This window comes from Maribacter sp. R86514, from assembly GCF_044597005.1.
In the GTDB taxonomy this organism is placed as follows: Bacteria; Bacteroidota; Bacteroidia; order Flavobacteriales; family Flavobacteriaceae; genus Maribacter.
Genome location: NZ_CP138999.1, coordinates 2,762,616 through 2,776,966 on the forward strand (window position 1 = coordinate 2,762,616; position 14,351 = coordinate 2,776,966).

Consider the following 14,351-nt stretch of genomic DNA (forward strand, 5'->3'; position numbering starts at 1 on the left):
GCAGCCTAATTTATTTTGATGTCCGATATTAAAACACCTTCTAGATATACCATAACTGCAGCATTACCATACACAAATGGCCCAATACATATAGGTCATTTGGCCGGAGTATATGTTCCAGCAGATATTTATGCTCGTTACTTAAGATTAACAGGTAAAGACGTTGCTTTTGTTTGTGGTAGCGACGAACATGGTGTTGCCATATCAATGAAGGCTAAAAAAGAAGGGGTAACACCCAAAGATATTATTGATAAATACCATGCGATTATTAAGCAGTCTTTTGTCGATTTCGGTATTACGTTCGATAATTATTCAAGAACCTCTGCGCAGGTACATCATGACACTGCATCAGAATTCTTTGTGAATCTTTATGAAAAAGGAGATTTTATTGAAGAAACTACTGCTCAATTATATGATGAAGAAGCACAGCAATTTTTGGCAGATCGCTTTGTAATAGGTACTTGCCCTAAATGTGGTAATGAAGAGGCATACGGAGATCAATGTGAAAATTGTGGATCTAGTTTAAATGCGACGGATTTAATTAATCCGAAATCAACAATCACCGGAACTGTACCAACAACTAAAGAAACAAAACATTGGTTTTTACCTCTAGACAGATATGAGGATTTTCTAAGAGAATGGATCTTAAAAGGACATAAAGATGACTGGAAACCCAATGTATACGGGCAATGTAAGTCTTGGATCGATGGCGGCTTAGAGCCAAGAGCGGTGACCAGAGATTTAGATTGGGGAATACCCGTACCTGTAGAAGGTGGAGAAGGCAAAGTGTTATATGTTTGGTTTGATGCACCTATTGGATATATCTCCTCTACTAAAGAATGGGCAGCACGAGAAGGTAAAGATTGGGAGCCTTATTGGAAAGATGAAGAAACCAAATTAGTCCACTTTATAGGAAAAGATAATATTGTTTTTCACTGTATTATTTTCCCATCTATGCTAAAAGCGGAAGGAAGCTATATTTTACCGGAAAATGTACCGGCAAACGAATTCTTGAATTTAGAAGGCAACAAACTTTCTACCTCAAAAAATTGGGCAGTTTGGTTACATGAGTATTTGGTAGATTTTCCTGAAATGCAAGATTCGTTACGTTACACGTTAACAGCAAACGCACCAGAAACAAAGGATAATGATTTCACTTGGAAAGATTTTCAAGCACGTAACAATAATGAACTAGTTGCCATTTTAGGTAATTTTATTAACCGAGTGGTAGTATTGACCAACAAGTATTACGAAGGTAAAGTACCAACTGCAGGAAGCCTAACCGATGTTGATACCGAGACACTTGAACAATTATCAAAATATCCAGGAATCATTTCAAGTTCTATTGAGCGTTACCGCTTTAGAGAAGCAGGTCAAGAATTAATGAACCTTGCCCGTTTAGGTAATAAGTACTTAGCAGATGCAGAACCTTGGAAGGTAATTAAGGTAGATGAAGATCGTGTAAAAACCATTATGAACGTTGCTTTACAAATAGCAGCAGGTTTAGCTGTTTTAAGTGAGCCATTTTTACCATTCACATCTAATAAACTAAAGAACATCTTAAATCTAACTTTTTCGGAGACTGAGCGTAGTCAAAGTCTAAATTGGGATGATGTTTCTTCAAAGGAAGATTTGCTTGATGCAGACCATCAGATAAACAAAGGAGAATTGCTCTTTAGAAAAATAGAGGATAGTGAAATTCAAGCGCAACTAGACAAACTAGAGGCAACAAAAAAAGCGAACGAATACGAAAACAAACAAGTAATGCCACAAAAAGATACCATTACATTCGATGATTTTTCTAAACTAGATATGCGTGTAGGTACTATTATCGAAGCTGAAAAAATGGCAAAAGCCAAAAAACTTTTAGTTTTAAAAGTAGATACAGGTTTAGATGTTAGAACTATTGTGTCTGGTATTGCAGAAAGCTTTAAACCAGAAGACATTGTAGGTAAGAAAGTAACCGTATTGGTCAACCTAGCACCAAGAGCATTACGTGGTGTTGATAGTGAAGGTATGATTCTAATGACCGAAAATGCCAATGGTAAATTGGTATTTGTCAACCCAGATGAGGATGGCGTTGGTAATGGGGAGGGAATAAGTTAATTTAAAGACATATTTAAAAAAAACTAGTTTTCACCTTTAAACCTAGTACCCTATGAAAATAAAAGGTCAATTACTTTTTTTTACAATACTGTGTTTTTCATTACTCTTTTCAAAAATATATTCGCAAGAGTTTTCAAATACGCTTGAGCTTGATATACCAGAACATTCTCTAACAGAAAATATTTCGTTGATTGATAAGTCTGGGCATATTCACCATGTGTATAAAGTTTACGACCATATTCGTCATTTAGAATTTGATGAAAAATTCACTTTGATAAATGATTCTGAGTATGATGACTTGAGTATGTCTCAACAAAAAATCATCGGTTATCAAACAACTGACAAAGGGGAAATTAGGCTGTTTGTTTCCGCAAATAATAATCGAAAATTTTCTATTTTAACACTTTTTGATAACACTTTAAGCAGTACTGAAATTGACTTAAAACTAAAGAAAGAAAAACTCATCAAGATTATTAATTATAATAACAATTTTTATCTATTAACTGTAGGTAGAGGTTCATCAACCATTCATGTTTACGAATTTGATGGAAAAAAGGTGTCAAAAAAAGATTACCCATTTAACACAGAGATTTTTTTAAATTGGGACAATTATGCGCTACCCTTATCAAGCGTAATTACAAAACAAAATATTGAGTTTATCGAACCCAATATTCCCTTGCCCATAGAACAAACTTCTTCTCCTATAAAAATTTATCTAAACGGAGATAAATTAATTTTAACACTAAACCATAGACGTGAAGAAACTAAAATCTTAATGCTCAATCTTACTGATTCATCAAGCAAGGTCAAGACCATACTAATGCCCAATTTAAAACTTATAGAAGGTAGTGCCAGCAGAGCCAATTCGTTCTTATTCTATAACAAATTATTTCAAGTTTCTACAGCACCAAAAGGCATGTCTTTCGAAATTACTGACATAGAGACTTTAGAAATAAATAGTCAATACTCATTTAATGAAGACGAGCCTATTCCGTTTAAAAACTCTCCAATTTATCAGGAATACAACTTACTAACTAATGGTAAAACGAAAGAAATAGAAAAAACGAAAACATTCTTACGTAAGATTTCTAACACTGACCTGGGTATTGCCGTTTATCAAACAAATGACATATTGAACATCAGTATAGGGGGCACGAAAGAGTTAAACGCCAATACAGATGGTATTGCGACAGCAGGAATTCTTTTTGGTGCCATCGGTGCCGCTATTTATGCAAGTATATCTTCTACATCTCGAACCTATGATATCTACGCAAATTCAAAATCAGTATATATAAAAAGTCTATTTTCAGCAGATTCGTTAAAAAATATTAATGGAGATACCTCAAAGAATCCTTTTGATAAAATTCAGGATTACATTCAAAAACATGAACTAAAAAGAACCAACTTTGGGTGTATTATTAAAAATGAAAATAGCTTCATTTTTAGTTATTTTGATGAAAAAGATCACGAATTGACGCTCGTAAAATTTGAATTTTAATTATCTAAGATTAACTAATGAACCTTACCGCTTACATTATAAAATACACCCAACTATCAGAGAAGGGGATTCAAAATACTATTGAGCTTTTAAATGCAGATTGTACAATACCTTTCATCTCTAGGTATCGTAAAGAACGTACGGGCAATTTAGATGAAGTACAAGTTGGTGCTATCGTTCAATTTAAAGAACAGTTTGAAGCATTAGAAAAGAGAAAAAAAGCCATTATAAAGGCTGTTGACGAACAAGGCGTATTAACGGCTGAGCTAAAACAAAAGTTCGAAAATTCTGAAGACCTCACCCAGTTAGAAGATTTATACCTCCCATTCAAAAAAAGCAAAAAGACCAAAGCAGAAGTTGCGCGTAAAAACGGATTAGAGCCTTTAGCAAAAATCATTATGGCGCAGCGTAATGATGACATTGAATTTACGGCATCTAAATACCTCAGCAAAGAGGTAGAAAATGAAGATGATGCTTTAGAAGGTGCTCGACAGATTATTTCTGAATGGATCAATGAACGCACAGATATAAGAAGTTCCATAAGATCTCAATTAGCACGATTTGCTATCATTTCTACCAAAATAATAGGCACTAAAAAGGATGATGAAAAGGCACAGAAGTTCCGAGATTATTTTGATTGGAGCGAGCCTTTAAATAAATGTCCGTCGCACAGACTTCTAGCCATTTTACGTGCAGAATCAGAAAAATTCATAAGGGTTAAAATTGAATTGGATGATGAACGTTTATTAGATAGAATTGAAAATAGAATCATAAAAACACATAATGCCTGTGGACAGCAAATTGAACTAGCCCTCGCAGATGCCTATAAAAGATTGTTATTTCCATCCTTATCGAACGAATTACTTAAGGGAGCAAAAGAAAAAGCGGATGATGAAGCTATTGCTGTTTTCTCCAATAATCTAAGACAATTATTACTCGGCGCACCTCTAGGCGAAAAACGTATTCTTGCCATAGATCCAGGTTTTAGAACGGGTTGTAAAGTGGTTTGCTTAGATGCACAAGGCAATTTAGTACATAATGAAACAATTTATCCACATGCACCACAAAATGATGTTGCTGGGGCGATAAAGAAACTGAGTTCATTGGCAAATGCATATAAAATAGAAGCAATTGCTATTGGTAACGGTACAGCATCTAGAGAAACAGAACACGTAGTAAAGAAGGTACTTTTTAATAATCCTGTTGAAGTGTTTATCGTAAGTGAAGCCGGAGCATCTATTTACTCTGCCTCTAAAATTGCCCGAGATGAATTCCCAAATTATGATGTTACCGTTCGTGGTGCCGTTTCTATAGGCAGGCGTTTGGCTGACCCACTTGCCGAGCTCGTGAAAATAGACCCAAAATCTATTGGTGTAGGGCAATATCAACATGATGTGGACCAGAGTAAATTAAAGACTTCATTAGATACGGTTGTTGAAAGTTGTGTGAATTCTGTGGGTGTGAACATCAATACAGCTAGCGTTCCTTTATTGAGTTATGTATCTGGTATTGGTCCTAAATTAGCAGAGAATATTGTTATTCAACGAAAAGAAAAAGGAGCTTTTAAAAGCAGAAAAGACATAAAGGATGTCCCTAGATTAGGCGGTAAGGCATTTGAGCAAGGTGCAGCTTTTTTACGTATTAAAGATGCTAAAAATCCGCTAGATGATTCTGCCGTACATCCAGAAAGTTATGGTATAGTGAAGCAAATGGCGAAAGACAAAGGAACAGAAATTCTATCATTGATAGGAAATAAAACGTTACTCAAAGAAATTGATCTTCAAAAATATTGTACCAATGATGTTGGACTGCCAACTTTAGAGGATATTCGTTCTGAGCTTGAAAAACCAGGATTAGACCGTCGTGAGAAAGCAAAAGTGTTCACCTTTGATCAAACCATAAAATCTATTACTGATTTACATAGCGGCCAATTGCTGCCTGGCATTGTAAATAACATTACCAACTTCGGTTGTTTTGTAGATATAGGTATAAAAGAAAGCGGACTAATTCATGTTTCCAACCTTTCTGATTCTTTTGTAAAAGATGTAAATGAACATGTGCATTTACATCAGCAGATTATTGTAAAGGTTTTAGATGTGGATGTTACGAGAAAACGTATTCAATTAAAATTGCATAAATAATTGAACTGATGCTGAAAATAGCAAATCATCCTATATATAAACATCCGTTACCAGAGGGGCATCGTTTCCCTATGGAAAAATATGAGCTATTACCCCAGCAATTAATTCATGAAGGCACCTACACAGAAGAAAATTTCTTTGAGCCAGAAATACCAAATGACAAACATATTGTAGCTGTTCACGACCCTGAGTATTTCTATGATTTGCTGAATATGATGATTTCGCCCAAAATGGCGCGCAAAATAGGCTTTCCCCTCTCAGAAGATTTAGTAGAGCGAGAACGTATTATTGCCGATGGAACGATAAAAGGATGCGATTTTGCCATAGAATATGGAATTGCCATGAACATTGCCGGTGGAACACACCACGCCTATAGCGATCATGGTGAAGCATTTTGTATGTTGAACGACCAAGCAATTGGCGCTCAATATTTATTAAACAAAGGTTTTGCGAAAAAGATTCTCATTGTAGATTTAGACGTACATCAAGGAAACGGAACTGCAGAAATATTTGAAAAGAATGATGCAGTATTTACATTCTCCATGCATGGAGAAAGTAATTATCCGTTTAAAAAAGAAAAGTCTGACTTAGATATTCCTTTGCCAAAGGGAACTACTGATGACACCTATCTTTCTATATTAAAAGAAAATTTACCAAAACTAATAGATACCGTTAAGCCCGAATTCATCTTTTACCTCAGTGGTGTTGACATTTTAGAAAGTGATAAATTAGGCACTCTTGCTCTAACATTAGAAGGTTGCAAAAAGCGGGATGAATTTGTTTTGACCACATGCCATAATCTAAATATACCTGTACAATGTAGTATGGGCGGTGGCTACTCCCCAGATATCAAAATTATAGTTGAAGCTCATGCAAATACCTTTCGATTAGCACAAAAACTATATTTCTAAAAGCGCTTCAAAAGCGTATCTTACCATTTCTAAATAACCTAAAATGTATAGTAAAAACCTAATATTAATTATTCTATTATCATTCATTAACTTAAGTTTTGCCCAAAGTGAAATTGCTAATATTTCAGAAATATATAAGAATAGAGTAACTACCCCAGACGAGGTTATACCTTTAGTTGATAAAAAAAATAATCGCTTTGCACTTGTAATGTTAAATGGCAAGGACATAAAAGGATATTTATTCAATGAAATGAATGAATTAATTGGAGAACTAAACTCTGAAGACAAAGAAAGAGAGTATAAGCAAATACTTGGACAAACCATTCTCGCCAATCAAGATTTTGTTGTTTTTCTCACTACTAAAAATAGACGAAAATTTGCCTCATCACGCTTTTCATTTGAAACAAATAAAATAGAATTTATGGAGATAAATCTAGATCTTGAAAATGAAAAAATACTACAGACAGCTGATTATGATAATAAATTTCATCTAATAACTATAGTCCCAAAAACAGGAATAATTAATATTTATCGATTTGACAATGCTATAAATTATAATAAGCATTCTATTGATTTTTCAAATAATACATTCCAAAATCACAAGCAGAAACCAGAAAATCTATACGATATGGTTACTGTTAATAGTGGATTTTATGGTTTAAACAAATCTGTTGATGTAGTGAAGATAGAAACTGAAAATCCTACTACTTTAGAAATTGCATGTAATCCAACTAAAATATACCAAGACAATAATTACATTACCTTAACATTTGACAGTAACCAAAATACTACCCAAATTGTAGATATAGATTTAGCTAGACTAAAAGGTGAAGTTCATAATATTGACAAAGTCATGAATAATTGGCCGTATAAAACAAAGAACAGCAACTCATTTCTTGACAAAAGCACTTTATACCAGATAGTAAGTACAAGAAGTGCTTTTCATCTTAGCGCTCAAAATTTCCGAACAGGAGAATTGATAAACGAATATAGTGCTCATGAACATGAGAAAATAAAATTTAAAAATTCTTCAATCGTACAAACAGGTGGCACTTTCGACAATCATAGAGAGTTTGAAGATACCAGTAAATTATTAAGAAAACTTAACAAAGGATATCCCGGTATAGCGGTTCAAACTCAAGGTGATTTAAAACTTATTTCATATGGTGGTGTTATACAGCAAAACTCATCAACCTTCGTTATGCCCGCACCTGGTTTTGGTCTTCCTGTGGCAGCCTTAGGAGCCATAACTGTTTTTATCAACCCTACATTTTTTGCTTATGAATCTTACACGCATACAAAAGCCCTTAAAGTAGACGCACTTTTTAATTCAAATTTTGAACACCAAGAAGGAGTTGTTAATGAAAATGTTTTTGATAAAATAGAGCTATTTGAAGAGGAAAATAACATATCTCCTAATGGAAGAACAGTGTTCAAATTAAATGATACTATTATTCTTGGTAATTATGTAGCATTTAACAAGACCTACACGTTACGTTCTTTTTAAAGTAATTTATTAACCTAATCAATTTTATTTTTTAAAAAATTAATCGGATTAGTGTATATTCTGAACAGTCATAACTTTAAATTTACGCCATGAAAAAACTAATAATCCTCTTAGGCATAACATTTTGTATTTCATTAAACGCTCAGGATTCCGTTAAAGATTCTACCGAAACACGTTGGAATATGTTTAAATATGACATTGCGACAATTTTCAAAGGAGTTGGTCATTCTTACTCAAGACCTTTACATTGGCAAGGAAATCAATGGGCACAATTTGGAGCTGTAGTCGGTGGTACCGGCCTTGTTTATTTAGCGGATGACAATACCTCTAGATTTATTAGAAACAATAGAGAGGGAGTTCCTCAATTTATACGCGATTATGGTGAGTTTTATGGTAGTCCTTCAAACAACTATATGGCCACCTCTGGCGTATACGCGGTTGGTTTAATCACCAAGAACGAAAAATTAAGAAGAACAGGAGTTTTACTTATCTCGTCGGCTACTTCAGCTGGCTTATTACAACAGGTATTAAAATCTGTGGTGGGCAGGGCCAGACCATTGGCAAATTTGGGCAAAGATACTTTTGACCCGTTTAATTCTAGTAGAAATTTTCATTCTTTCCCATCGGGGCATGCATTACTTGCCTTTACAAATGCATATGCAATTGGTAAACAATTTAAAAATCCGTGGGTAAAGGCGGGTATTTACACTGTTGGTGCCATACCTGGCATCTCTCGTGTATGGGATGGTCAACATTGGTTAAGTGATATGGTTTTTGCTTTCGCCATTAGTATTGCCACAGTAGAATCCATTGATAAATATCTTGATAAAAAATATAACGAAAAATACAACGACCAAAAGAAAATGGTAAGTTGGAATCTGAATTTTGGTCCTGGGCAAATGGGTGTAACGGTCAATTTTTAATGTACTATACTCAACTGCCCTAGGCGTCTAACATATACAGTGCGAATTTTATTTTCCAGTAAGGAACTTTCTCTTCAAAATATTCAAAATAGTCTTTAAGACCAGTTGCATCGGTTAATTCTGATTTTGCTTTCTCTATTTCCACTATTTCCTTTGCGTCTACGAACTGATTTAAATCTAGGTCTTCACCTTCGGCATGCTTTTTCATTAAATGTCCGTATATCGTATTCTCGGACAAATTTCTTGAAGTAGCAATTTCAGAAACCGTCAAACCTTGAGAAAACAATTCAAAAGATTGGTCATGGGTTTTCTTTTTAGACTTTTTAGTACCTACATGCCCATTTATTTCTTTTAAGAACACTTCGGCATATTTCTCCAATTTCGCCTGCCCTACTCCAGAAATTTCCATAAATTCGGTTTCATTCTTAGGTAATTTAGCTTCCATATCCTTTAAACTGGCATCACCGAAAACGACATAAGCAGGCACATTCTGCTCTGTTGCAATTTGCTGTCTAAGCAGACGTAGTTTTTCAAACAAATCAGTCTTTTTGACTCTTGATTTAGTAGTTGCCTTTTTCTTTTCCGTTTCTTTTTGAAGCACTGCAAGCTGCACTTTTTTACCAGAAAACAATACTTCTTTGGCTTGCGGTGTTAAACCGAGTCTTGCCCCTTCCCGAAAATTAATATCCAGTATCCCTTGATTCAATAATTGAATGACATATTGTTGCAGGTCTAACCAAGAGACATCTTTTACGGCACCATATGTTTTAATATTCTGGTAGCCTTTTTCTAAAACTTGAGCATTTTGTGCACCTCTTAAGACATCGATAACCATACCCATTGGCTCGCGTTCTTTTAACCTAGCCACACCAGAGCATACCTTTTGCGCCAGTAATGTTGCGTCAAAATAAGCAGGTGGAGCATTACAGATATCACAATTGCCACAACCTTCAGTTACCTGCTCACCAAAGTAATTTAATAGTGCAATTCTACGACAACTTAATGCCTCTGCAAATTGTTGCATACGCTCTAATTTCGCATATTCTACATCTGCATTTTCACTTTGCGTAATAAACCGACGTAACTGAGCCACATCTGCAAAACTGTAAAATAATAAGGCGTGAGCTGGGAGACCGTCACGACCACCACGACCAATTTCTTGGTAATACCCTTCTATGTTCTTTGGTAGATTATAATGAATTACCCAACGCACATTACTTTTATCGATACCCATACCAAAAGCGATTGTTGCGGCTATAATAGGTACCTTGTCTGTAATGAATTCTTCTTGAACAGTAGAACGTTCATCTGAAGACATTCCCGCATGATATGCCTTTGCATTAAAACCCGAATTGCGCAATTTCTCCGCAATAGACTCCGTACTTTTACGACTAAGGCAATATATGATTCCGCTTTCGTTTGGTCTGTCATCCAAGAAATCGAGAATATGTTTTATTCGATCTTGAGCAGGTTTTACATCAAGATATAAATTAGGTCTATTAAAAGAAGCTAAGTGACGTTCGGCGTTACCAATTTGCAATTGCTCTGCAATATCATCTTGAGTAGTTTTATCGGCAGTAGCCGTAAGAGCCATTACTGGAATATTCGGAAACCTTCTTTTTAATCCGCCCAACTGAGTATATGCAGGTCTAAAATCATGGCCCCAAGAAGAAATACAATGCGCTTCATCAACCGCAAATAGACTTATTTTTAGATTGCCAAGAATGTTATTAAAAAAGCCTAAACTCTCTGGAGCTACATAAAATAATTTTAATTCACCTCTTTCCAGTTTCCCAAGAATTTCTTGTTGGGTTTCTACTGATTGAGAACTATTGTAATATTCGGCAGCAATTCCGTTAGCCTTCAACACATCTACTTGGTCCTTCATTAAGGCAATTAGAGGCGAAATCACAATCGCAGTTCCCTCTAAAGCTAACGCCGTCAGCTGATAACAAAGAGACTTTCCTCCACCAGTTGGCATAATCGCCAACACATCTTTTTTACTAAGTGCATCTTCAATTATTGATAATTGATTCGGCTTAAATGAATCGTAACCAAAATGCTTTTTTAATAATGGTATTAAGTCTTTTTCTGTTGCAGTCATGTTTTGCAAAAATAGTGTTTGAAAATGTCTTTAGCAGGTCTTATCACAGGATTAGATTTTTATGAGGTAAGAAGCAATCTGTAAAATTCATTTTCCATACTTACAGATCACTTCGTCGTACCTCCTCGTGAAAACGTATCAACTTACTTCCCCAACATCAACAACTCATTACACCTAACTTCTGTGATGTATCTTTTCTCGCCTTCCTTTGTTTCATAAGAACGATGGGTAAGTTTACCTTCAACGGCAACTTGTTTTCCTTTTATTAAATAGTTTTCTACAATTTCAGCTGTTTTCCCCCACGCTACAATATTATGCCACTGCGTATCATCAACTTTTTCACCTTTCGCGTTTTTGTAACTATCTGTAGTGGCAATAGAAAATTTTGCCAATTTTGTACCACCTTCTAAGTTTACGATTTCTGGGTCTTGCCCTAAATTTCCAATCAACTGTACTTTGTTTTTTAATGCGTTCATCTTACTAATTTTTATGGTTTAACAGTTCATACTATCAAGCCCTTTCGACTCGACACTGCAAACCTAGAACAGCATTGAAATATTAATCGGTATGTAAACACTTACTATCGTTTGTTATCGTTTACAGTCGTTTATAAACTTTTATAATACTTATATACAGGCATTTAAAAATTATTTGAAATGGAAATAAAAAGGAATTAAATTATTGAATCATAATAGAATGTAGAATAAAACCAAAAATATTAAACGTAAAAAATGGGATTAATCAATTTTACGATACAACCACCAATTCATATCTCTGGTTAATTCGTATCCCAATCTCTGATAAAGAGGTATAGCCAGGTTTCCTTTATTGGTATGTAGAATAGGTGTTTTATTTACTTTTAAAATCTCTTTTGTAGTATGAGCGATAAGTTGTTTTGCTAATCCTTTTCTGGTATAATCTGGATGTGTTACCACCGCACTTACTTCTATGAAAAGATTGGTTTGCATTCGCTGACCAGTTATTGAAACCAATTTTCCGTCTTTAAAAATTCCGTAATAATTACCCATTTCAAAAGTCCTTCTACGATAATAACCAGGCATTACCAACCAGATTAAGTCATACACTTCATCAATATGCTTATCGGTCAACAAAACAATATCTTCTGTTATTGAAACTTCTGGAAGTTCTTTTAACAACATTTGGCAACCATCAATTTTCTTCTCTAGAACAATCTTAGTTTCATCTATTAACGGAATTTGATCCTCTGACACGAAGAAGAAACTATCTGTCGTTTTTATATATTGACTAGAAGCTTTTTCGGTTTTTGACTCATCGAAAAAAGCCCCAAAAGTACATACTTCTTGATCATAAAATTGAACGCCGTCATATGCAACAACAAATTTTTTGTGTGTTTCATTTAAGGAATACCAAACCGGGTTTTTAAGCTGCTCTTCTAACTTTACCATTCTATTGTGGATCAAATCTTGCGCAAATTATTCAATCTTAAAACAATATCACATCTTACTAAATAAAAAAATGAATTTAACACTTAACAAAAAGAAGCTTGCCTAACATTGGCTCGTTCTCAACAAAAAATTATAACTTCAAGGAGCAGAGATGACAAAGGGCATTTCAGATTCATATCTCGTCGCTTAACAAATTAATAGTTTAAGTATGGATAATATTGATTTTAGGTATTTAACAACTATTGTATTTACGTCAATTTTTGGCGTTTTTGGCATATACCATCTATTGTCTTTTCTGGTTTTGAGACATAAAATTCTACTGTACTATATTATACTAATCTTCGGACTGACTGTACATTGGAGTTTATCTCTCATCATCGACGGTTCTTTTAGCGAACAGATTATTTTAATCGCCAACAAAACCTCACTTACCACAGCAATGATTTCAACTTTTGGATTATTAATGTTTACCAAAAGCTACCTGAACATTTCTCAAAACAACCATCCGACATTAGCTACTATTTATAGAGTATTTGCAATAATCATGATTTGTTTGCCTGGTTTGCATATTCTAAATAACATAATAACTAAAATTGATTGGTTAAACAGTTCTCTAGTGTTGTTAGCTGCCATCATGGCCTTATCAACAGCACTTCTCAGCCTATTTTCAGGTATACGTTTATACAACGCTAAAAAATTCAATAAGTACTATCTTTATTCGTATTCACCTTACCTGCTTGGCTCAATTCTTTATATAGCATCATGGTTTTCTCAAAAATATTACAATGTAGATACTGACCTCGTTATACTATCGACTTCAATTCTTGTAACTTTTCAATTGATTCTTTTCTCTCTTTTAATTAGTTACAAGTACAAATCTATTGAAGATTATACGATAAAAATGCAGGTTGAAGCCAATGACAGACTCAATACAGAAGTTGAAAAACAAACCGAACATTTACAAATAGCAAAGCAAGATTTAGAATATAAAAACGAGGAACTTGAAAAAGTGAATAAGCTTAAAAATAAATTATTCTCACTACTTACGCATGATGTTAGAGGTCCTCTTAACAATGTAGGCACAATTGTTTCGATGATCGAGAGTCAGTTAGAGGAAAGTGAATTAAAAGAGATTACCAAAAAATTAAAAAATGAAGTAACGGAAAGAATTTCTATGGTCAACGTTTTACTTGATTGGTCTTACAAACAACTAGAGGGAGTGACTTTAGATCAACAAATGTGCGATTTAGAAACTGTAATAACAGCTATAAAAAGAGAATTTAAAAGAGCAGCAGATGAAAAATCTATTACAATAGAGCTTAATATTTCTTGCAGAGACTTATTAATTGACGAAAACATGCTTAAGGTTATGCTCCGTAATTTACTTTCAAATGCCATAAAATTCAGTAAAAAAGGTCAAAAAGTAATATTGTCTTCACAAATCATTTCTAACAGAGTGAAAATAAGTGTCAAAGATTTTGGACTGGGTATGAATACTGATTGGCATGATGCATCAAAAAATAACAATAACCACAGCGCTAGGGTTCGTGAAGGCACAAGTGGTGAAAAAGGAACCGGATTCGGGTTAATGATAACTAAAGATTTTGTAGAAATGAACGGTGGAGAAATCATTTGTAAGAGTGAAATAAATAAAGGTACCGAGTTTATTTTAAGCTTTAAAAACTCGACAAATGAACAAGTAAAACCTCACATCTAATTTACCAACATGTTATT

General features: G+C 34.3%; 10 protein-coding genes. 7 read left to right on the plus strand and 3 right to left on the minus strand.

The features are described 5' to 3' along the window. Nucleotides 1-18: 18 nt before the first annotated feature. From metG to SJY30_RS12095, 6 genes are all read left to right on the plus strand, one after another. Nucleotides 19-2,106, plus strand: a complete 2,088-nt coding sequence (gene metG, locus SJY30_RS12070) for a methionine--tRNA ligase (protein WP_396632428.1) — start codon at nucleotides 19-21, stop codon at nucleotides 2,104-2,106. Nucleotides 2,107-2,158: 52 nt separating this feature from the next. Further along, nucleotides 2,159-3,604, plus strand: a complete 1,446-nt coding sequence (locus SJY30_RS12075) for a hypothetical protein (RefSeq protein ID WP_396632429.1) — start codon at nucleotides 2,159-2,161, stop codon at nucleotides 3,602-3,604. 17 nt (nucleotides 3,605-3,621) lie between these two features. After that, complete coding sequence (locus tag SJY30_RS12080; protein WP_396632430.1) at nucleotides 3,622-5,745, plus strand: Tex family protein; 2,124 nt, start codon at nucleotides 3,622-3,624, stop codon at nucleotides 5,743-5,745. An 8-nt stretch (nucleotides 5,746-5,753) separates the two neighbouring features. Then, nucleotides 5,754-6,656 (plus strand): histone deacetylase, encoded by a 903-nt coding sequence (locus tag SJY30_RS12085; RefSeq protein WP_396632431.1) that lies wholly within the window; start codon nucleotides 5,754-5,756, stop codon nucleotides 6,654-6,656. A gap of 43 nt (nucleotides 6,657-6,699) precedes the next feature. Further along, nucleotides 6,700-8,163 (plus strand): hypothetical protein, encoded by a 1,464-nt coding sequence (locus SJY30_RS12090; RefSeq protein ID WP_396632432.1) that lies wholly within the window; start codon nucleotides 6,700-6,702, stop codon nucleotides 8,161-8,163. 89 nt (nucleotides 8,164-8,252) lie between these two features. Next, nucleotides 8,253-9,086, plus strand: a complete 834-nt coding sequence (locus tag SJY30_RS12095) for a phosphatase PAP2 family protein (protein WP_396632433.1) — start codon at nucleotides 8,253-8,255, stop codon at nucleotides 9,084-9,086. A 19-nt stretch (nucleotides 9,087-9,105) separates the two neighbouring features. Here the strand turns inward: SJY30_RS12095 and recQ are convergent, their stop codons facing one another. The 3 genes from recQ to SJY30_RS12110 form a co-directional block, all read right to left on the minus strand. Then, complete coding sequence (gene recQ, locus SJY30_RS12100; RefSeq protein WP_396632434.1) at nucleotides 9,106-11,190, minus strand: DNA helicase RecQ; 2,085 nt, start codon at nucleotides 11,188-11,190, stop codon at nucleotides 9,106-9,108. Nucleotides 11,191-11,333: 143 nt separating this feature from the next. After that, entirely contained in the window at nucleotides 11,334-11,666 is a 333-nt protein-coding gene (locus SJY30_RS12105) for a single-stranded DNA-binding protein (protein WP_396632435.1), read from the minus strand. Nucleotides 11,667-11,927: 261 nt separating this feature from the next. After that, nucleotides 11,928-12,617: a GNAT family N-acetyltransferase gene (locus tag SJY30_RS12110; RefSeq protein ID WP_396632436.1), complete on the minus strand. Its 690-nt coding sequence runs from the start codon at nucleotides 12,615-12,617 to the stop codon at nucleotides 11,928-11,930. A 208-nt stretch (nucleotides 12,618-12,825) separates the two neighbouring features. Between SJY30_RS12110 and SJY30_RS12115 the strand changes: the two genes are divergently transcribed. Continuing rightward, entirely contained in the window at nucleotides 12,826-14,334 is a 1,509-nt protein-coding gene (locus SJY30_RS12115; RefSeq protein ID WP_396632437.1) for an ATP-binding protein, read from the plus strand. Nucleotides 14,335-14,351: the final 17 nt, after the last annotated feature.

Coding starts and splice junctions, on each gene's coding strand:
- SJY30_RS12105 (WP_396632435.1), bottom strand. CDS start 11,666: ATGAACGCATTAAAAAACAAAGTACAGTTGATTGGAAATTTAGGGCAA.
- SJY30_RS12110 (WP_396632436.1), bottom strand. CDS start 12,617: ATGGTAAAGTTAGAAGAGCAGCTTAAAAACCCGGTTTGGTATTCCTTA.
- SJY30_RS12090 (WP_396632432.1), top strand. CDS start 6,700: ATGTATAGTAAAAACCTAATATTAATTATTCTATTATCATTCATTAAC.
- SJY30_RS12075 (WP_396632429.1), top strand. CDS start 2,159: ATGAAAATAAAAGGTCAATTACTTTTTTTTACAATACTGTGTTTTTCA.
- recQ (WP_396632434.1), bottom strand. CDS start 11,190: ATGACTGCAACAGAAAAAGACTTAATACCATTATTAAAAAAGCATTTT.
- SJY30_RS12095 (WP_396632433.1), top strand. CDS start 8,253: ATGAAAAAACTAATAATCCTCTTAGGCATAACATTTTGTATTTCATTA.
- metG (WP_396632428.1), top strand. CDS start 19: ATGTCCGATATTAAAACACCTTCTAGATATACCATAACTGCAGCATTA.
- SJY30_RS12115 (WP_396632437.1), top strand. CDS start 12,826: ATGGATAATATTGATTTTAGGTATTTAACAACTATTGTATTTACGTCA.
- SJY30_RS12085 (WP_396632431.1), top strand. CDS start 5,754: ATGCTGAAAATAGCAAATCATCCTATATATAAACATCCGTTACCAGAG.
- SJY30_RS12080 (WP_396632430.1), top strand. CDS start 3,622: ATGAACCTTACCGCTTACATTATAAAATACACCCAACTATCAGAGAAG.